The sequence below is a fragment of the Caballeronia sp. LZ034LL genome (assembly GCF_031451215.1).
GTDB lineage: Bacteria > Pseudomonadota > Gammaproteobacteria > Burkholderiales > Burkholderiaceae > Caballeronia.
The window spans coordinates 2,956,757-2,976,118 of record NZ_JARUXR010000001.1; the positions used below are offsets into that span (position 1 = coordinate 2,956,757).

General features: G+C 62.7%; 17 protein-coding genes. 1 reads left to right on the forward strand and 16 read right to left on the reverse strand.

Going from position 1 to position 19,362, the window contains the following annotated elements; all coding sequences use genetic code 11:
- Positions 1 to 124: 124 nt before the first annotated feature.
- Both QCE83_RS13625 and hemE read right to left on the reverse strand, forming a co-directional pair.
- On the reverse strand, positions 125 to 2,365 hold the full coding sequence (locus QCE83_RS13625) for a primosomal protein N' (RefSeq protein ID WP_309810862.1): 2,241 nt from the start codon (positions 2,363 to 2,365) through the stop codon (positions 125 to 127).
- A 478-nt stretch (positions 2,366 to 2,843) separates the two neighbouring features.
- The gene (gene hemE, locus QCE83_RS13630; RefSeq protein ID WP_309810867.1) at positions 2,844 to 3,941 is read right to left on the reverse strand and encodes a uroporphyrinogen decarboxylase; all 1,098 of its coding nucleotides are present in this window, start codon (positions 3,939 to 3,941) and stop codon (positions 2,844 to 2,846) included.
- A gap of 213 nt (positions 3,942 to 4,154) precedes the next feature.
- On the opposite strand from hemE, the gene QCE83_RS13635 reads away from it, so the two are divergent.
- Positions 4,155 to 5,009, forward strand: a complete 855-nt coding sequence (locus tag QCE83_RS13635; RefSeq protein WP_309810871.1) for a transporter substrate-binding domain-containing protein — start codon at positions 4,155 to 4,157, stop codon at positions 5,007 to 5,009.
- A gap of 4 nt (positions 5,010 to 5,013) precedes the next feature.
- Here the strand turns inward: QCE83_RS13635 and QCE83_RS13640 are convergent, their stop codons facing one another.
- The 14 genes from QCE83_RS13640 to QCE83_RS13705 form a co-directional block, all read right to left on the reverse strand.
- Positions 5,014 to 5,961, reverse strand: a complete 948-nt coding sequence (locus QCE83_RS13640) for an alpha/beta hydrolase (RefSeq protein WP_309810875.1) — start codon at positions 5,959 to 5,961, stop codon at positions 5,014 to 5,016.
- Positions 5,962 to 6,583: 622 nt separating this feature from the next.
- A complete protein-coding gene (locus tag QCE83_RS13645; protein ID WP_309810878.1) occupies positions 6,584 to 8,314 on the reverse strand; it encodes an AMP-binding protein in 1,731 nt (576 codons plus the stop codon).
- Positions 8,315 to 8,625: 311 nt separating this feature from the next.
- Positions 8,626 to 9,051 carry a F0F1 ATP synthase subunit epsilon gene (locus tag QCE83_RS13650; protein WP_309810880.1) on the reverse strand — a complete coding sequence of 142 codons (426 nt, stop codon included), beginning with the start codon at positions 9,049 to 9,051 and terminating at the stop codon, positions 8,626 to 8,628.
- Between the two features lie 79 nt (positions 9,052 to 9,130).
- Positions 9,131 to 10,525: a F0F1 ATP synthase subunit beta gene (gene atpD, locus QCE83_RS13655; RefSeq protein ID WP_309810883.1), complete on the reverse strand. Its 1,395-nt coding sequence runs from the start codon at positions 10,523 to 10,525 to the stop codon at positions 9,131 to 9,133.
- Between the two features lie 38 nt (positions 10,526 to 10,563).
- Complete coding sequence (atpG, locus tag QCE83_RS13660; RefSeq protein WP_309810887.1) at positions 10,564 to 11,448, reverse strand: F0F1 ATP synthase subunit gamma; 885 nt, start codon at positions 11,446 to 11,448, stop codon at positions 10,564 to 10,566.
- Positions 11,449 to 11,561: 113 nt separating this feature from the next.
- Positions 11,562 to 13,103 (reverse strand): F0F1 ATP synthase subunit alpha, encoded by a 1,542-nt coding sequence (atpA, locus tag QCE83_RS13665; RefSeq protein ID WP_309810892.1) that lies wholly within the window; start codon positions 13,101 to 13,103, stop codon positions 11,562 to 11,564.
- Positions 13,104 to 13,172: 69 nt separating this feature from the next.
- Positions 13,173 to 13,715, reverse strand: coding sequence for a F0F1 ATP synthase subunit delta (locus QCE83_RS13670; RefSeq protein ID WP_309810895.1), 543 nt, complete (start codon positions 13,713 to 13,715; stop codon positions 13,173 to 13,175).
- A gap of 2 nt (positions 13,716 to 13,717) precedes the next feature.
- Positions 13,718 to 14,188, reverse strand: coding sequence for a F0F1 ATP synthase subunit B (locus QCE83_RS13675; protein WP_309810898.1), 471 nt, complete (start codon positions 14,186 to 14,188; stop codon positions 13,718 to 13,720).
- Positions 14,189 to 14,322: 134 nt separating this feature from the next.
- A complete protein-coding gene (gene atpE / locus QCE83_RS13680; RefSeq protein WP_007180033.1) occupies positions 14,323 to 14,592 on the reverse strand; it encodes a F0F1 ATP synthase subunit C in 270 nt (89 codons plus the stop codon).
- A gap of 94 nt (positions 14,593 to 14,686) precedes the next feature.
- Complete coding sequence (gene atpB / locus QCE83_RS13685) at positions 14,687 to 15,538, reverse strand: F0F1 ATP synthase subunit A (RefSeq protein WP_309810900.1); 852 nt, start codon at positions 15,536 to 15,538, stop codon at positions 14,687 to 14,689.
- Positions 15,539 to 15,714: 176 nt separating this feature from the next.
- On the reverse strand, positions 15,715 to 16,173 hold the full coding sequence (locus QCE83_RS13690; protein ID WP_404984779.1) for an ATP synthase subunit I: 459 nt from the start codon (positions 16,171 to 16,173) through the stop codon (positions 15,715 to 15,717).
- A 298-nt stretch (positions 16,174 to 16,471) separates the two neighbouring features.
- Positions 16,472 to 17,608, reverse strand: coding sequence for an SLC13 family permease (locus QCE83_RS13695; RefSeq protein WP_404984644.1), 1,137 nt, complete (start codon positions 17,606 to 17,608; stop codon positions 16,472 to 16,474).
- 12 nt (positions 17,609 to 17,620) lie between these two features.
- Positions 17,621 to 18,523, reverse strand: coding sequence for a ParB/RepB/Spo0J family partition protein (locus QCE83_RS13700; protein WP_309810907.1), 903 nt, complete (start codon positions 18,521 to 18,523; stop codon positions 17,621 to 17,623).
- Positions 18,524 to 18,569: 46 nt separating this feature from the next.
- Positions 18,570 to 19,349, reverse strand: coding sequence for a ParA family protein (locus tag QCE83_RS13705; RefSeq protein ID WP_309810909.1), 780 nt, complete (start codon positions 19,347 to 19,349; stop codon positions 18,570 to 18,572).
- Between the last annotated feature and the right edge of the window lie 13 nt (positions 19,350 to 19,362).

Below are 19,362 nucleotides of genomic sequence, written 5' to 3' on the forward strand. Positions count from 1 at the left end.
CGCCACAGGTATTCCGGTCGGAAGACGCTCAAGAAGAAGGCCGACCCGCCCGCAACGACGTTTCCCGCGCAAAGTCCTGAGTTTTCGAAGCGGCATGACGTTGCCCGCCGCTCTCACGTCAGCATCAGACGTCCTGTGGATCGACTTCCACATTCCAGCGCAACACACCCTTCAACGAACGCAGCACCGGCTGCCATGCGTGCAGCGCGGATTGCAGCGCCGCGCGTGAATTGCTTTCCAGCAGCAATTGCGCGCGATGCACGTTGAACACTTTCACGATGGTCAGCGGCACGGCGTCGTACACGGTCACGCGCTCGGCGCCCGGCAGCGGCGCGAAGCCGGCGGCTGCCTGCTCCAGAAAAGCCAGCGCCGCGTCGAGCGTGCGTCCCTCGGCACGCAGCATCGCCTGATAGACGAATGGCGGAAGGTGCGCGTCGCGCCGTTCGGCCAGCGTCGAGTTGGCGAATCCCGCATAGTCTTGGCGCGTCAACGCCTGATAGAGCGCATGCCGCGCATAGCGCGTCTGGATCATCACTTCGCCGGGCAGACCGGCGCGTCCGGCCCGGCCGCTCACCTGCGTAAGCTGGGCAAAGAGGCGTTCGCTGGCGCGGAAGTCGTGTGAGAACAGCGCCAGGTCGGCATTGAGCACGCCGACGAGCGTCACGCGACGGAAGTCGTGCCCCTTCGCGATCATCTGCGTGCCGACCAGAATGTCGACTTCCCCGGCATGGACATCGGAGAACAGCGCCTGTGCGCTGCCCTTGCGGCGCGTGCTGTCGGCATCGATGCGCAGCACGCGCGCGCCCGGCACCACGCTCGCGAGCGTCTCCTCGACGCGCTGCGTGCCGCGGCCCATCGGCGCGATGTCGATGTTGCCGCAATCCGGACACGACTTCGGAATGCGCGACTCCCAGCCGCAGTGGTGACAGCGCAGCGCCCGCTCCGGCTTGTGGAGCACGGCATAGGCGCTGCAGCGCGGGCAGCCGGCGACCCAGCCGCAGGCGTCGCATGACAGGATCGGCGCATAGCCACGCCGGTTCAGGAACACGAGACTCTGCTCGCCGCGCCCGACACGCGTCTTCAACGCGGCGATCAACGGCCCCGACAGTCCGTCGACCGACGCGCGGCCGCGGCGCCGCTCCTCTTCCAGATCGATGAGCCTGACGCCCGGCAGCGCGGCCTCGGCGACGGCCCGCCGTGTCAGCGTGAGGCGCGTGTAGCGGCCCTGCTCCGTCTGCCACCAGGTTTCGAGCGACGGCGTCGCGGAGCCCAGCACGACGGCGATGTCGAGTTGCTTGGCGCGATAGATGGCGAGATCGCGCGCCGAATAGCGCAAGCCTTCCTGCTGCTTGTAGGCGGGGTCGTGCTCTTCGTCGACGACGATCATCGCCAGATTCGGCATCGATGCCAGGATGGCGAGACGCGTGCCCAGCACGATGCGCGCGTGCCCCCTGTGCGCGGCCAGCCAGTTGCGGGCACGCTCGCCTTCGGCGAGACCGCTGTGCATCGTGACGATTGCCCCGTCCGCCAAGCCCGCGAAACGCGTGCGGAACGCGGCCTCGAACTGCGGCGTCAGGTTGATTTCGGGCACCAGGACGAGCGCCTGCGCGTCGGGGCACGCGGCGAACAACTGCGCCAGCGCCTGCAGATACACCTCGGTCTTGCCGCTTCCCGTTACGCCGTGCAGCAGGAACGGGGCGAAACCTCGTGCGGCGGAAATGGCGTCGACGGCTGTGCGTTGTTCGTCGGTCAGCACCGGAATGGGGGCGTTGCCGGTCGGCGTGGCTTGAGTCGGCGACGCCGGGGCGCGGTCATTCACTAGCTCGATCCAGCCGCGTGCCAGCCATTCTTCCAGTGTCGCGCCTGCCTTGGGGTGCAGGGCGCGGGCATCGCCGAGGCCGAGAACAGGCTGTTCTGCGAGCGTCTGCGCCAGACGACGCAGCGCGCTGGCGCGGGCGGGCAAGGCATCGGGCAAGGCGTCGCGGCCCTCGGCCAGCAAGCGGTAACGCGCTTCGACGGCGAACAGGCGATTCCACCGCGACGCATCGCGCAGTGCCTGTGGCAACGCCGGCAGCGCGACTTCTCCGAGACCGCGCTGATAGTAGTCCGCGGCAAACTCCGTCAGCGCGATCCACGACTCCGACAGCGGCGGGCAGGCGTCACAGATCGCGCTGACGCTGCGCAGCTTGCCGGCGGGAACATCGGTCGTGGACGCGATCTTGCAAATCAGTCCCACCACTTCGCGCCGGCCGAACGGCACGAGCACCAGCGATCCTTCGGCCGGAGCCTCAGCCAGCGCGTAGCGATAGTCGAACAGCACCGGCAGGGGCTGATCCACGGCGACGCGCACAAAGAGGTCGGCCATTATCCACAGCTCCGGCCAGACAGGCGTGGAACTGGAGCATGGATCGCCCGGCTGAAGTTAAAGTAAAACATCAGAATCGTTGGTAAACCGCAGATTAGTTTTGGATTTCCGATGCTTTCCACAGCCTTGTGGATAACTTTGTTGAGAAGTGCCGGCGGGCATGCCGCAAAGCCCGTCACGAAACCCTTATGTGCGCTAGCCCACATTTCGGGCAAAGCAGCTTGAAACCCTTATATTTCATGGACTTAAAGCACATATAGAGATGCCGCATCAGCTCTTTCAGACCATAGGTCTGATGGCGCGCCGCAGCGAACGAAATGTGTATAAGTTCAGTCTTGACATCGCCGGACCCCGCCTGAGACGGGCGATTGCGACAAAAAGCTACACCCGCTGACGATTCCAGGTGCGAACGTGACATTGCAGCGCAACATGCGTTCGTAACTTGGGCTTTCGGACGGGGCGGCTGCGTGACTGCAAACTAGCGCGAGCCTTGTCCAGCCCGAATGGCGCGGCTATGCCGATGCACTTCGTCAACCAGCTCCGAAACGTGTTCCGGCGGCGTGAATTGCGAAATGCCATGGCCCAGATTGAAAACGTGGCCCGGATGGTTGCCGAAACTGTCGAGCACGGCGCGTGCTTCCATGCGGATCGCGGCGGGCGGCGCAAACAGCACGTTCGGATCGATGTTTCCCTGCAGCGCGACGCGCGCCCCCACCTTCTCCCGCGCACGGCCGAGGTTCACGGTCCAGTCGAGTCCGACGGCATCGACGCCGGTTGCCGCGATCTCCTCCAGCCACAGGCCACCGCCCTTCGTGAAGGTGATGACCGGGACCCGCGCGCCATCGTGCTCGCGCTTCAGCCCCGCGACGATCTTCGCGATGTAATCGAGCGAGAAGCGCTGATAGGCGCCGTCCGCGAGCGCTCCGCCCCAGGTGTCGAAGATCATCACGGCTTGCGCGCCCGCTTCGATCTGCGCATTCAGGTATGCGACCACCGCCTGCGCGTTGATGTCGAGGATGCGGTGCATCAGGTCCGGCCTGGCATACGCCAGCGACTTGACCGTACGGTGGTCGTCCGAACCGCCGCCTTCCACCATGTAGCAGGCTAGGGTCCACGGACTGCCCGAAAAACCGATCAGCGGCACTTTCTGGCGGCCTTGCGAATCAGTGAGCGCGCGCCGGATCTGGCTGACGGCGTCGGTGACGTAGCGCAAGGTGCTGTCGATGTCCGGCACCGCGAGGCGCTTCACGTCGTCTTCCGTGCGCACGGTCCGCTCGAAGCGCGGACCCTCGCCCTGCACGAAGTTCAGCCCGAGGCCCATGGCGTCCGGCACGGTCAGGATGTCGGAAAACAGGATGGCGGCGTCCAGCGGAAAGCGTTCGAGCGGCTGGAGCGTGACTTCGGTTGCGTAATCCGGGTTCTTCGCGAGCCCCAGGAAGCTGCCGGCGCGCGTCCGCGTGGCGTTGTACTCGGGCAGGTAGCGGCCTGCCTGACGCATCAGCCAGATCGGCGTGTAGTCGGTGGGCTGGCGCAACAGCGCGCGCAGGAAGGTGTCGTTCAGGAGTGTGTGTGCCACGTCGCTCGGTGCTCAGTGCTGAAGGCGAAGAATCGTTCATTCTACCGGACCGCCCGAGCGTTGCCGTTGACGGATCCGGACGATTCGGAGAGTCGCACACGGCGCCGGCCTATGCCGTTTGGCCGACTGTCGGGCCGTCGAAAGGCTCGCTATGATCGCTGGACGGTCTCACCCATCACAACTCACCAGAACCAAAGACAACCGGGAGAATCGATGAAACGCACGTCTGTCCGTCTTGCCGCCGCCTTTTGCAGCGTCGTGCTGTCGTCCGCATTCGTGGGCGCCGCGCATGCCCAGACCGTTCAGGCGGGCGCCGTCTCGGGCGCACCGCCCGCGCCGGCGTCCGCGCCCGTCGCCAGCGCGCCGGCCTCACGCCTCGACAGTATTCTTGCGCGCCATACGCTGCGCGTCTGCACCACCGGGGACTACAAGCCGTATTCGTTCCTGCGGCCGGACGGGCAGTTTGAAGGCATCGACATCGACCTGGCGGAGAGCCTCGCGAAGTCGCTCGGCGCGAAAGTGGAATACGTGAAGACGTCGTGGTCGAACCTGATGAACGACTTCATCGCGCAGTGCGACATCGCCGTGGGCGGCGTCTCTACCACGCTCGAACGGCAGAAGCGCGCGTTCTTCACCGCGCCTTACATGGAAGACGGCAAGACGCCCATCGTCCGCTGCGACGATGTGGACAAGTACCAGACGGTCGCGCAGATCGACCAGCCAGGCGTGCGCACCATTGTCAATCCGGGCGGCACGAACGAACGCTTTGCCAAGCAGTATTTCCCGCACTCGCAGTTGATCGAATATCCGGACAACGTGACCATCTTCAAGCAGATCCTCGACGGCAAGGCGGACGTCATGGTCACGGACGCCTCGGAGACGCTGCTCCAGCAGAAGCTCAACCCCGGCTTGTGCTCGGTGCATCCGGACAAGCCGTTCCAGTTCGGCGAGAAGGCGTATCTGCTGCCGCGCGGCGACGTGGTGTTCCAGCAGTACGTCGACCAGTGGCTGCATCTCGCCCGCGCGTCGGGCGAGTATCAGGCGGTGTATGACAAGTGGCTGAAGTAAGGGCTCAGCGCCCCGCCCGCAGCAGCTCGCCGGTGCGCACGCCGATCTTGCGCAGCCAGGCGAGCGCCGCCTCGGAATGCGCGTGCAGGCGGGCGAAGCCGTGCGTCATGTCGTGAGCGTCGATCATTTCGGCGCGGCCGCCATTGGCTTCCAGAAAGCTTTTGAGGGCGTAGGCGTCGTCGTAGAGCGGGTCGTAGGCCGCGGCGACAATCAGCGCGGGAGCCGGCGCGCGCTCGTACGGTTCGGCGAGCGGGAAGGCGCGTGCGTCGTCGGAATCCGGCGTGCCGGCCGCGAAGAACCGGGCCCAGTACCACTTCATCTCTTCGTTGGTGAGGCCTGGACCGTTCGCGTTGGCCACGCAGCTCGAGCTGTCGAACTGCTGTCGCATGACCGGATAGAGCAGCAGCTGCAAGTCGACGATGCCGGCCACCTGGTGGTTCGCGCCGCGCGCCGCGACCACCGCCAGATGGGCGCCGGCGCTGTCGCCGCCCACGGCCAGGCGGTCAGTTGCGAAGCCGAGCCGCGATCGGTGCTCGGCGAGCCAGATCAGCGCGTCGAGTGCGTCGGCACACGGCGCAGGGAAGGGAAACTCGGGCGCCAGCCGGTAGTCGACGCTCGCCACGGCGCATTGGGCATCCCGCGCAAGCCGGGCGACGAGGCCGTGGTGCGTCTCCAGATCGCCGACCACCCAGCCGCCGCCGTGGAAATACACGAGCAGCGGCAAGGGGCCGGTGATGCCGGCGGGTTTGTAAATGCGCGCATTGATGGTGCGGCCTTCGAGCGGGATCTCGATGCCCTCCGTCGTGACAGCGGCATCGTCCGGACCGGCATAGGCGCGCGCGATTTGGCTGAACCGGTCTCGCACTGCTCGCGCGTCGTCGTCCAGTGCGGGAAGCGGAAAAGCCTGGGCGACGTCCTGGTAGTAACGGAGCAGGGCTGCATCGATGGTCATGCTTGTCTCCATAGCGAGTTTTTTGGAAAGGACGCCGGCATACGGTTTGCGCTCCGTTTACATGCGTCCGCGCGTTCTATTTTCTCGGAGGATTAGAATAATCGCACTAGCCCTTAAGTCGGCATTTTTTCGTTCGAACAATTCGATGAAGTGAGCGTTTCGAAGTTCAGGCAATATATCCACGCGAAACCCACAGTTTGCGCGAGAAAATTTCCTGAAAGCCTTACGGGACGGGGGTTACAACCTGAAACACTTTGTTACGGCGACGCGGATTCAATTCGCCCACAATCTGTTCAAACGGTTTCAACACGGATGTATTGGGGCGTGCGAGTTAAAAGCTGCGCGTTTCCGGTGGTCGGCAAGCGCCGAAGCTCACTTTTGGGGCATCTTTGCTGGGATCGTTCTTCGAGTCTTGTGCTCGAAACATCTCACCTTTGGTCTCCTCGCGCTAACCCCGTAGCGTGTGGTTTTTAGCGGGCTCCAGGCCCGCTTTTTTTTTGCCTGATTAAACGTTTGCGCCGTTCGGGAGCTTCGAGAGCTTCCACAACGCCAACGTTTCGTCCCATGACAGAAGGGAGCGCACTGCGCTCCCTTCTTCGTTTCGGCGGAATGATGCGCGTCGTCAGGCGGTCCGGCTCTCCGAAAGCTTCAGTTCATCGACCATGCGGGCGCGCATGACGAACTTCTGCACCTTGCCGGTTACCGTCATCGGCAGGTCATCGACGAAACGAATGTAACGCGGCACCTTGAAATGCGCGATCTGGCCCGCGCAAAACTCCCGCACCTCCTCCTCGCTCAATTGCTCGCCCGGGCGTATGACGATCCACGCGCACACTTCCTCGCCATACTTCGGATCGGGGACGCCGAACACCTGGACCGACTGCACCTTCGGATGGCGGAACAGGAATTCCTCGATCTCGCGCGGATAGATGTTCTCGCCGCCGCGGATCAACATGTCCTTCAGCCGGCCGACGATGTTGCAATAGCCCTCGGCGTCGAGCGTGGCGAGGTCGCCGGTGTGCATCCAGCCGTCGACCACGGTTTCGCGCGTCTTCGCCTCGTCGCCCCAGTAACCTTTCATGACCGAGTAGCCGCGCGTGCAGAGTTCACCCGTCTCGCCGACCGGCACGATCTCGCCCAGCGGATCGACGATCTTCACTTCGAGATGCGGCTGGACCCGTCCGACGGTCGTCGTGCGCTTGTCGAGCGGATCGGTGGTCGAGCTCTGGAACGACACCGGGCTTGTCTCCGTCATGCCGTAAGCGATCGTGATCTCGCTCAAATGCATCTTCGACACGACCCGCTTCATGGTCTCGATCGGGCACGGCGAGCCGGCCATGATTCCGGTGCGCAGGCGGCTCAGATCGAATGTGCTGAAATCCGGGTGATCCAGTTCAGCGATGAACATGGTCGGCACGCCGTGCAGCGCCGTGCATTGCTCTTCGTGGACCGCGGCGAGCGTCGCGCCGGGGTCGAAGGCCTCGCCGGGGAACACCATCGCGCAACCGGTCGATACGCACGCGAGCACCGCCAGCACCATGCCGAAGCAGTGGTACAGCGGCACGGGAATGCACAGTGAGTCCTGCTCGGTGAGACGCATCGCCATGGCGATGTAGCGCGCGTTGTTGACGATGTTGCGATGCGTGAGCGTCGCCCCCTTCGGGTTGCCGGTCGTGCCGCTCGTGAACTGGATATTGATCGGTTCGTCCGAATTGAACGCCGCTTCCAGTGCGTCCAGCTGTGCACCGTCGCGTTGTTCGCGGCCCTGGCGCATCACGTCGGCGAAGTTGAGCATGCCGGGACTGCTCGCCTCGCCCATGCGAATGACCGCACGCAACTCGGGCAGCTTTTGGGCGCGCAGCGCGTTGGGCTCGGCGTGGGCAAGTTCAGGTGCAAGAGATTCGAGCATCTCCAGGTACTTCGACGTCTTGAACTGCTCGGCGGCGATGATGGCCTTGCAGCTGACCTTGTTCAGCGCATATTCGAGCTCGGCCAGCCGATACGCCGGATTGATGTTCACCAGCACGGCGCCCATGCGGGCCGTGGCGAACTGCGTCAGCAGCCATTCGGCCCGGTTCGGCGACCAGATTCCCACGCGATCGCCCGCTTCGATGCCCAGCGCCAGCAGGCCGCTTGCCAGTGCGTCGACCTCGTCGGCGAACTGACGCCACGTCCAGCGGATGCCCTGCTCGCGAAACACCACCGCGGGGCGATCCGGAAAACGGCGCACGGTGTCGAGAAGGAAGCGCGATACGGTTGCTTCGCTCAAGGGGATATCGGTTGCACCGCGCACGTAGGACACGCCGTCGCGCGGTTCGACCTGTGCACCCGCCTGCGTCTGTTCAATCGCCATCGATCACTCTCCGCCTGGATTTCGCCGCCCTGTGCCGGGCGTGGTGTAGCTGGCCGCTGTAAGGGCCGATGAAAGCCATTGTGCATGGCGATCTTGCCGGCGGGCATTGAGTGTTTCCCCGCAATGCGGCGCGAACCTGCCGCGCGCCTTGAACGAGAACGTCGATGAATCAAAGGTCTACGGAGCGACGCGTCAGAGGCTGCACATCCGATATGCAGAAAAGGCCCAATGCACAGGCTGAATCGAGCATAAAAAAAGCAGCCCGAAGGCTGCTTTCTCAACGCTGAACACGCGTGCAAGCGTGCTGCGTGTCAGTGCTTTGCGTGAACCTTGCGCAGACGCTGAATCGCTGCGAGCTGCGCCGTCGCGTAGGCCAGTTCGGCTTGCGCCGTGGCGTATTCGAGTTCGGACTTGTTGTCCTGCATCGCCTCTTCGGCACGCTTCTTCGCCTGCTCTGCCTTCGCTTCGTCGAGATCGGCGCCGCGAATGGCGGTATCGGCGAGCACGGTCACGATGCCCGGCTGGATTTCGAGAATCCCGCCTGCAACGAACACGAACTCTTCCGAACCGTCTTCCGCCTCGATGCGCACCGCGCCCGGACGAATGCGCGTGATGAGCGGCGTGTGGCCCGGCAGAATGCCGAGTTCACCTGCTTCGCCCGGCAGCGCGACGAACTTCGCCTGGCCCGAGAAGATTTGCTCTTCCGCGCTGACGACGTCTACCTTGATGGTTGCCATATGTGTCGACTCCTGTCGGTCTGTGTATTTCGTGGACGCCGCTGCAAGGCAGTGGCGTCCGCCTGAAATAACCCGACCTTTACTGGATCTTCTTGGCCTTTTCGAAGGCTTCGTCGATCGTGCCGACCATGTAGAACGCCTGCTCCGGCAGGTGATCGCATTCGCCTTCCACGATCATCTTGAAGCCGCGGATGGTTTCCTTCAGCGGCACGTACTTGCCCGGCGAGCCCGTGAACACTTCAGCAACGTGGAACGGCTGCGACAGGAAACGCTGGATCTTGCGCGCGCGCGCGACCGACAGCTTGTCTTCCGGCGACAGTTCGTCCATGCCCAGAATCGCGATGATGTCGCGCAGTTCCTTGTAGCGCTGCAGCGTCTGCTGCACGCCGCGCGTGATCGTGTAGTGCTCTTCGCCGATCACGTTCGGGTCGATCTGACGCGAGGTCGAATCGAGCGGGTCCACGGCCGGGTAGATACCCAGCGAAGCGATGTCACGCGACAACACGACGGTTGCGTCCAGGTGGCCGAAGGTCGTAGCCGGCGACGGGTCGGTCAAGTCATCCGCAGGGACGTACACGGCCTGAACCGACGTAATCGAACCGGTCTTGGTCGACGTAATACGCTCTTGCAGCTTGCCCATTTCTTCGGCCAGCGTCGGCTGATAGCCCACTGCCGACGGCATACGGCCGAGCAGTGCCGACACTTCCGTGCCTGCCAGCGTGAAACGGTAGATGTTGTCGACGAAGAACAGCACGTCGAGACCTTCGTCACGGAAGTGCTCGGCCATCGTCAGACCGGTCAGCGCGACGCGCAGACGGTTGCCCGGCGGCTCGTTCATCTGGCCGTACACCAGCGCGACCTTGTCGAGAACGTTCGAGTCCTTCATTTCGTGATAGAAGTCGTTCCCTTCACGGGTACGCTCACCCACACCGGCGAACACGGAATAACCGCCGTGTTCCTTCGCGATGTTGTTGATGAGTTCCATCATGTTCACGGTCTTGCCCACGCCTGCACCGCCGAACAGACCCACCTTGCCGCCCTTCGCGAACGGGCAGATCAGGTCGATAACCTTGATGCCGGTTTCGAGCAGTTCCGTGGACGGCGACAGTTCGTCGAACGCCGGAGCCTTCTGGTGGATCGAACGCGTGGTTTCCGCGGTGATCGGACCGGCTTCGTCGATCGGACGGCCGAGCACGTCCATGATGCGGCCCAGCGTCGGCTTGCCGACCGGCACGCTGATCGGGTTGCCCGTGTTCTTGACCATCGTGCCGCGACGCAGACCGTCGGAGGCACCCAGACAGATGGTGCGAACCACGCCGTCGCCCAGCTGTTGCTGGACTTCGAGCGTCAGTTCGGTGCCTTCCAGAATGAGCGCGTCGTAGATCTTCGGCATTTGATCACGCGGAAACTCCACGTCGATAACGGCGCCGATGCACTGTACGATCTTGCCTTCTACCAAAGCAGTGGTACTCATCGCATTTCCTTTAGATACTGTGTTCTTTCACGCGGCCGTCAGACCGCTGCGGCGCCGCCGACGATTTCCGACAATTCTTTCGTAATCGCGGCCTGGCGGCTCTTGTTGTAGACGAGCTGCAGTTCGTTGATCACGGTCTTCGCGTTGTCGGACGCGGCCTTCATCGCGACCATGCGCGCGGATTGCTCCGACGCCATGTTTTCCGCGACAGCCTGATAAACCAGCGCCTCGACGTAGCGCACGAGCAGCTCGTCCACCACGGTCTGCGCGTCCGGTTCGTAGATGTAGTCCCACGAAGTCTTCGGCGTTTCGCCGTCTTCATCCTTCGCGTGGAGGTCATCCACCGACAACGGCAGCAGCTGCTCGATCACCGCTTCCTGCTTCATCGTGTTGACGAAGCGCGTGTACGCCAGGTACACCGCGTTGATCTTGCCTTCCGAATACAAGTCGAGCTGCACCTTGATCGCGCCGATCAGCTTTTCCAGATGCGGCGTGTCGCCCAGTTGCGTGACTTGCGACACGACCTGCGCCTTCAGCCGGTTCAGGAAGCCCAGACCCTTGCCGCCGATCGCCGACGCTTCGATCTTCACACCGCTCTGATCGAGTTCCTTGATCTTGTTCAGCGACGCACGCAGCACGTTCGTATTCATGCCGCCGCACAGACCCTTGTCGGTGGTGACGAGGATCAGGCCGGCGGTCTTCGCGCCCTTGTTCTCCACCATGAACGGGTGGCGATACTCGGGGTTGGCTCGGCTCATGTGCGAGGCGATTGCGCGGACCTTGTCGGCATACGGACGGGCGGAACGCATGCGCTCCTGGGCGCGGCGCATCTTCGATGCGGCGACCATTTCCATCGCTTTGGTGATCTTGCGCGTGTTCTGCACGCTCTTGATCTTGCCGCGAATTTCCTTCATTCCAGCCATTGCTTACTCCTTGTCGGCCCGAGTTGGCGCTTTAGCGCTTACTCGGGCCCCATGCAACGCGGATCGAAGCCGCGCGATGTTGTTGAACATCGCGCGTTGCCTCTCTATCCCGATCAATAAGCGCCCGACTTCTTGAAGTCCTTCAGCGCGGCATGCAGTGCGCCTTCGTCGTCCTTCGCCAAGTCCTTGTTGTCTTCGATGCGCTTGATCAGATCGCCGTGGCTGGTCTTCAGGAATTCGCGCATGCCCTTTTCAAACGGCAGCACTTGCGAAACTTCCAGGTCGTCCAGGTAGCCATTGTTCGCCGCGAACAGCGACACAGCCAGTTCCCACACTTGCAGCGGCTGATACTGCGGCTGCTTCAGCAGTTCCGTCACGCGGCGGCCGCGCTCCAGCTGCTTGCGGGTGGCTTCGTCGAGGTCCGACGCGAACTGCGCGAACGCAGCCAGTTCACGATACTGCGCCAGGTCGGTACGGATACCGCCCGACAGCTTCTTCACGACCTTCGTCTGCGCTGCACCACCGACGCGCGACACCGACACGCCCGCGTTGATGGCGGGGCGGATACCGGCGTTGAACAGGTCGGTTTCCAGGAAGATCTGGCCGTCGGTAATCGAGATCACGTTCGTCGGAACGAACGCGGTCACGTCGCCGGCTTGCGTTTCGATGACCGGCAGCGCCGTCAGCGAACCGCTCTTGCCCTTCACTTCGCCGTTGGTGAACTTCTCGACGTACTCTTCCGAGACGCGAGCCGCACGCTCGAGCAGACGCGAGTGCAGATAGAACACGTCACCCGGATATGCTTCGCGGCCCGGCGGGCGGCGCAGCAGCAGCGAGATCTGGCGATACGCCCAGGCTTGCTTGGTCAAGTCGTCATAGACGATCAGCGCGTCCTGGCCGCGGTCGCGGAAGTATTCGCCCATCGTGCAGCCGGCGTACGGCGCGAGGTATTGCATCGCGGCCGATTCCGAAGCCGAAGCCGCCACGACGATGGTGTATTCCATCGCGCCGGTTTCTTCGAGCTTGCGCACCACGTTCATGATCGACGAAGCCTTCTGGCCGATCGCGACGTAGATACAGAACAGGTCCTTGCCCTTCTGGTTGATGATCGCGTCGACGGCCACCGCGGTCTTGCCGCACTGACGGTCGCCGATGATCAGCTCACGCTGGCCGCGGCCGATCGGCACCATGGCGTCGATCGACTTCAGGCCCGTCTGCACCGGCTGCGACACCGACTTACGCCAGATCACGCCCGGCGCGATCTTTTCGATGGCGTCGGTCTTCTTTGCGTTGATCGGACCCTTGCCGTCGATGGGGTTGCCCAGCGCATCGACCACGCGGCCGATTAGTTCCGGACCGACCGGCACTTCGAGAATGCGGCCCGTCGTCTTGACGATGTCGCCTTCCGAGATGTGCTCGTACTCGCCGAGAATAACGGCGCCGACCGAGTCACGTTCGAGGTTCAGCGCGAGGCCGAAGGTGTTGCCCGGGAATTCGAGCATTTCGCCCTGCATCACGTCCGACAGGCCGTGGATGCGCACGATACCGTCGGTCACGGAGATCACGGTGCCCTGGTTGCGAACATCCGCGCTCGCTTCAAGGCCCTGGATCCGGCTCTTGATCAGCTCGCTGATCTCAGAGGGATTGAGTTGCATTATTCGCTCCTGATAGTCAATTCTGTTGCGTGCCCGCTAGAGACACGGTTGGCCGCATTAATTCGCAAATTAAGCGGTCAGAGCCGTCTGCATGCGGGCGAGGCGCGCGCGGACCGAGGTATCGAGCACTTCGTCGCCGACCGTCACGCGAACGCCGCCGATCAGCGACTGATCCACCGTGACAACCGGCTTCAGCTTGCGCTGAAACTTGCGTTCGAGACTGGCGACGAGGTCGTTCAATTGTTCGCCTTCGAGGGGGAACGCGCTCACGATCAGCGCGTCGGCCGCACCTTCGCGGGCGTTCTTCAGCTCGTCGAACTGGACGGCGATTTCCGGCAGCAGCGGCAGGCGATGATTCTCGACCAGCATGCCGACGAAATTCTTCGCTTGAGCGTTGCCTTGAGCGAGCGGCGACTTCACCGCGGCGAGCAGCAGATCGATGATTTGCTGACGGTTCACCTTCGGGCTCGACGCGACCGATTCCACTTCGGGCAGACGCGCAACCTGTGCCAGCTCCTCGACGAAGGTGGACCAGCCCGCGAGATCGCCGGTTTCGGCCACGCGGAACAGCGCTTCTGCGTAAGGACGAGCGATGGTTGCAAGTTCGGCCATGATCAGAGCTCGGTTTTGAGTTGATTCAGCAGAGCGGCGTGTGCGTTCTGGTCGACTTCGCGCTTCAGGATCTGCTCGGCGCCCTTGACGGCCAGCGCAGCCACTTCCGCACGCAGCGTCTCGCGTGCCTTCACGATCTGCTGGTCGGCGTCAGCCTTGGCTTGAGCGACGATGCGCGCGGCTTCGGCCTGGGCATTCGCCTTGATTTCTTCTGCGACGGCGGCAGCACGCTTCTCGGCGTCAGCAATGCGCTGCTGGCCGTCGTTGCGTGCTTGCGCGAGTTCCTGGTCGACGCGCTTGTGCGCTGCTTCGAGTTCCGCTTTGCCCTTGTCGGCGGCGGCGAGGCCGTCGGCAATCTTCTTCGAGCGCTCGTCGAGGGCGTTGATCAACGGCGGCCACACGAACTTCATCGTGAACCACGCGAGGATCAGAAACACGACCATTTGCGCAAACAGGGTTGCGTTGAGATTCACGGTGTTTCCTTAAACGTTGCTTGATCGGAGGGAATACGGTTAAAAGGCGCTCATCGGCTTGTTGAGCTCGATCAGCGCCTCACCCGTTCCGTTCTGGCGTCTTGAAAGAGTCAGACGCACACTTCCGAGGAACCTCAGCCTGCGAGCTTCGAGAGCAGCGGGTTCGCGAACGCAAACAGCATTGCCACACCAACGCCGATCAGGAACGCCGCGTCGATCAGACCAGCCAGCAGGAACATCTTGGTCTGCAGCGGGTTCATCAGTTCCGGCTGGCGGGCGCACGCTTCAATGTACTTGCCGCCCATCAGGCCGATACCGATACAGGCGCCGATTGCACCCAGGCCGATGATGATGCCGATACCGATGGCGGTCAGACCCTGGATGTTGGCGATGAAAGCTTGCATGATCACTCCTTTGATTAAAGACTTTGGAACTGGATTTATAAAAATTGAAACTTGTGAAACCTAAACCTGAAAGCTTCCGGAACGTGCGGCTGCTTTAGTGCGAGTCATGCGCCTGGCCGATATACACCAGCGTCAGCATCATGAAAATGAACGCCTGCAACAGCACGATCAGAATGTGGAAGATCGCCCAGACGGTGCCCGCGACCACGTGGCCGATGAAGCCGAGCAACGACAGATCCGCGCCGAACGACCACATGCTGCCCAGAAGGGCGATCAGCAGGAACAGCAGTTCGCCGGCGTACATGTTGCCGAACAGCCGCATGCCGAGCGAAACCGTCTTGGCGACGAACTCGATGATGTTCAGCGCGAGGTTCGGAATCCACAGCAGCGGATGCGCGCCGAACGGAGCCGACAGCAGTTCGTGAACGAAGCCGCCTGCGCCCTTGATCTTGAAGTTGTAGTAGATCATCAGCACGAACACGCCGAGCGCGATGCCGAGGGTGCCGTTGAGGTCGGCCGTCGGCACGATGCGATGGTGCGGCAGGACATGCTCGAGACCGAGCCAGCCGATCAGACGGCCCGGCAGGTCAACGGGGATGAAGTCGAGGGAGTTCATCAGGGCGACCCAGACGAACACGGTCAGCGCGAGCGGAGCGATGAAGCGGCGGCTGCCGTGGATCATCGACTTCGACTGGTCTTCGACCATCTCGACCAGCATCTCGATGGCGCACTGGAAGCGGCCCGGCACGCCGGAGGTCGCCTTGCGTGCCGCGAGGCCGAGAATGACGATGGTGAGGAGACCGCATACGATCGACCAGAACAGCGTGTCGAGATTCCAGACGTGGATGTCGAAGATCGACGTCTGCGTATGCGTGGAAAGATTCTGCAAGTGGTGCGCAATGTACTCGGACGGATCCAGAGCGTGCGTTCCTTCGCTAGCTGCCATATCGTTAAAGCCACCCAAATTGTCAAAAATCTTTCGCCGCCTGCCGCTGTCGAAACGCCGCTTCGCGTCGCGTCTCCGGGCGGGAGGCCCGAGTGCGGAAACTGTTCCGCACCTGTTCATTCATGATGCTACTTGCAATCGGTGCTGCGGGCGCTTACCTGGGACGTCATGGAATGTCACCGCAGCGCCATTGCAACCCAGTAAGTCTTCAGAGCGATGATGTAAGTCACGAGCAGCGGCAGCCACAACGCGCTCTTGTACCAGAACGCGATCGCCACGAACATAGCAATCGTCGCTCCCATCTTGAGCGCCTCGCCGATCATCCAGCTCGCGATCGTCTCCGCGCCGCTCTTTGCTTTCAGGCGCGCGGCGAACAAGGCACTCGGCGCCCAGCAGATCGCTCCACCCAGGAAGGCTGACAGCGCAGCATCGCCCGGCGGCTTGTAGAACAGCCACCACAGCAGCGTCGCACCCAGGGACAAAACCATTTGCGCCGCCACGACCCGAAACGGCGTGACACGCGATGGACGACTCACTTCCGGGCCAAACAGCTTCTCTGCCTGATCCCGCGTGAGCGGAACGATATTGTTATCTTGCGCTTCGGCGTCCCACGACTCGCTCGACGTACTGTGCAGCTGATTTCCGGGGACGTGCGCAGCGTCGGTTGCATGCGCGTCCGGCGCTCGATTTTTCTCTCGCACCGTCTTCAAACCTTCAACCAAAAGTCCGGGGAAATCACCCTGCGCTTTCGCGGCGCTTTCGAGGTGGCCTAGCTGATAAATCCGGGCGATTGTAAGCGATTGTTGTCACGGATTCAATAGTTTAGGTGTGTCAAAAGGCAGTGAAAAAGCATGCCGAAAACGTTCTCGAAAACGAGACTTTCCTTGCAATTGCAAGCAGATTCTCATGTGCTGGCAGAGGTGTCTCCGAGCCTCAAACAAGCACCCATCCGATGACCATCGCCACGATCCAGAACGGGATCGATACGATATGAAACGGCATCCACATGCCCTTCTCATTAGACAGTCTGACCGCGATCAGATTGGCCAGTGAACCGATCGCGATGCCGAATCCACCCACGCTCACGCCGAAGGTCAGTGCACGCCAGTCCTTCGAGAATTCCGCGAGCACGATCGCAGCCGGCACGTTGCTGATGCCCTGCGAGAGCACGGCGCCCGCCGCGTACGCCCTCACCGGCGTGTCGATGCCGAGATGCGCGATGGCCTGATGAATCACGGGCAATGCAGCGGCACTGCGCAACACGATGAACATCAGCACGAAGATGAGCAGCAGCAGCCAGTCGATCTTGAAGACTGCCTCACGCCGCCAGATCAGGAATCCGGCAGCGAGGGCGGCGAGCGCCGGTCCGACATGATGGGCATCGGCGAGATAGACGAATGCGGCGAACGCCACGGCACTGACCACGCACAGCACGCGATCCACCCGATGCTCTTCGACGTCGCTGGACAGATCGAGCGGAGCGCCGCGGAACATCGCGAACGTCACGATGGCCAGCAACACCATCAACGCCGCGCACAGCGGCAGCATCGTCCAGACGAAGGCGCCGAACGCGGCGCCGCTCGTCTGCCAGAGGAAGAGATTTTGCGGATTGCCGAGCGGCGTGAGAATCGATCCCGCATTCACCGCGAGCGCGATCACGATGACCAGCCGTTTGATCGACAAGGGCGCGAGCTTGTGCAGCGACAGCGCGAGCGGCACGACTGCGAAGAGCGCGACGTCGTTGGTGAGCACGGTGGACAGGCCCGCCGCGAGCGCAACCAGCAGCAATGCAAGCGTGCGCTCGCCGTGGATGTGATGCACGAGCCGATGCGCCGCCCACATCAGGAATCCTGATAATTCGATGGCCTTCGTCAGGATCAGAAGACCCGCGAGCGTCAGGACCGTTTGCCAGTCGACGAGGCCAGGCAAGGACGGCCACGGCCGCGGCTGCACGACCTGCAGCACGACCAGCGCGATTACCAGAATGGCGAGGACCGGCTCCTTCGAGACAGTCCTCCAGATGCGTCCGATCCAGTCCGGCCGCGTACGCTTGACGTTGACGTGGGACACGATGCGCGGTCGTCAGGCAGTCGGTGTGGTCGATTCGATGCTGCCGCGCAGCTTGCTCAGGATGCCTTCGAGTGAATCGAGCGTGCCGAAGTCGATCGTGACCTTGCCGCGCCCTCTTCCACCGACCTTGATCTTCACGTTCGCGGACAACAAATCAGACAGTTCTTCTTCCAGACGGCGCGTATCTCGGCCACCATCGTTAGCTACACGCGCTTTGGTCGCCGGCGCTTCCTTGGTCGTCGCCGCGACGAGACGTTCGGTTTCACGCACCGACAGCCGGCGGTTGACCACATGATTAGCCAACTGGATCTGCGTGGCGGCGTCCACGGCCAGCAGCGCGCGGGCATGGCCCATGTCGAGATCGCCGGCGAGGAGCATCGTCTGGACGGGCGTCGCCAGGTTGAGCAGGCGCAGCAGGTTGGAAACCGCGCTGCGCGAACGGCCGACCGACTCCGCTGCCTGTTCGTGCGTGAAACGGAATTCATCGAGCAGACGCTGGATGCCCTGCGCCTCTTCCAGCGGATTCAGGTCCTCGCGCTGGATGTTCTCGATCAGCGCCATCGCAGCTGCGGCCTGATCTGGCACGTTTTTCACGAGCACCGGCACTTCGTCGAGCCCGGCCAGCCGTGCGGCCCGAAACCGCCGTTCGCCCGCAATGATTTCGTAGCGGTTGTCGCCTACCGAGCGCACGAGAATGGGTTGCATCAGCCCTTGGGCACGGATGCTCGCGGCCAGCTCCTGGAGCGCGCCCTCGTCCATGCGCGTTCGCGGCTGGTATTTGCCGGCCTGCAGCTTGTCCAGCGCCAGCACCGAGGGCGTGCCCTCGCCGCGCACGGCTTCGGTGATGTCGACACTGCCGCCGAGCAATGCATCCAGGCCCCGGCCCAACCCCTTCTTCTTCATCACAGCGCTCATTTCGGTTCCTCCGTCGGCGTTCGCTGCCGCATCGAATGGGTGTTGCTCAGTTCAAGTTCAGCGCGCGCACGCGCTCGATCATTTCCGTGCCGAACTGGATATACGCCTGGGCGCCGCGCGACGACTTGTCGAACACGACGCCCGGCAGCCCGTAGCTAGGCGCCTCGGCAAGACGCACGTTACGCGGGATGACGACATCGAACAGCTTGCTGCCGAAGTGCTCCTTCAGCTGGTCCGACACCTGTTGCTGCAGCGTGATCCGCGGATCGAACATCACGCGCAGCAGGCCGATGACCGTCAGCTCGCGGTTGAGATTGGCATGGACCTGCTTGATCGTGTTCACGAGGTCGGACAGCCCTTCCAGCGCGAAATACTCGCACTGCATCGGAATGACGACGCCGTGCGCCGCGCACAACGCGTTGAGCGTCAGCAGCGACAGCGCCGGGGGGCAATCGATCAGGACAAAGTCATAGTCATCGACTACCTCGGCAATCGCGGTGCGCAGGATGCGCTCACGATTTTCCATCTCGACCAGTTCGACTTCCGCGCCCGCCAGCTCGCGATTGGCCGGCACCACGTCGTAGTTCACTGCACCGGGACGCACGCGGGCGTCCCGCACGGCCACGCCATCGACGAGCACTTCATACACGGTGTTCTCGCAGGTTGCCTTGTCGATGCCGCTGCCCATGGTCGCGTTGCCCTGCGGATCAAGGTCGATCAGCAGTACGCGTTGTCCGAGCCCGCCGAGGCTCGCCGCGAGGTTGACCGCTGTCGTGGTCTTTCCAACGCCGCCCTTCTGATTTGCGACGCAGAAGATTTTTGCCATCGTTTAGTGTCCT

Coding starts and splice junctions, on each gene's coding strand:
- QCE83_RS13625 (WP_309810862.1), bottom strand. CDS start 2,365: ATGGCCGACCTCTTTGTGCGCGTCGCCGTGGATCAGCCCCTGCCGGTG.
- QCE83_RS13635 (WP_309810871.1), top strand. CDS start 4,155: ATGAAACGCACGTCTGTCCGTCTTGCCGCCGCCTTTTGCAGCGTCGTG.
- QCE83_RS13640 (WP_309810875.1), bottom strand. CDS start 5,961: ATGACCATCGATGCAGCCCTGCTCCGTTACTACCAGGACGTCGCCCAG.
- QCE83_RS13645 (WP_309810878.1), bottom strand. CDS start 8,314: ATGGCGATTGAACAGACGCAGGCGGGTGCACAGGTCGAACCGCGCGAC.
- QCE83_RS13650 (WP_309810880.1), bottom strand. CDS start 9,051: ATGGCAACCATCAAGGTAGACGTCGTCAGCGCGGAAGAGCAAATCTTC.
- atpD (WP_309810883.1), bottom strand. CDS start 10,525: ATGAGTACCACTGCTTTGGTAGAAGGCAAGATCGTACAGTGCATCGGC.
- atpG (WP_309810887.1), bottom strand. CDS start 11,448: ATGGCTGGAATGAAGGAAATTCGCGGCAAGATCAAGAGCGTGCAGAAC.
- atpA (WP_309810892.1), bottom strand. CDS start 13,103: ATGCAACTCAATCCCTCTGAGATCAGCGAGCTGATCAAGAGCCGGATC.
- QCE83_RS13670 (WP_309810895.1), bottom strand. CDS start 13,715: ATGGCCGAACTTGCAACCATCGCTCGTCCTTACGCAGAAGCGCTGTTC.
- atpE (WP_007180033.1), bottom strand. CDS start 14,592: ATGCAAGCTTTCATCGCCAACATCCAGGGTCTGACCGCCATCGGTATC.
- atpB (WP_309810900.1), bottom strand. CDS start 15,538: ATGGCAGCTAGCGAAGGAACGCACGCTCTGGATCCGTCCGAGTACATT.
- QCE83_RS13700 (WP_309810907.1), bottom strand. CDS start 18,523: ATGAGCGCTGTGATGAAGAAGAAGGGGTTGGGCCGGGGCCTGGATGCA.
- QCE83_RS13705 (WP_309810909.1), bottom strand. CDS start 19,349: ATGGCAAAAATCTTCTGCGTCGCAAATCAGAAGGGCGGCGTTGGAAAG.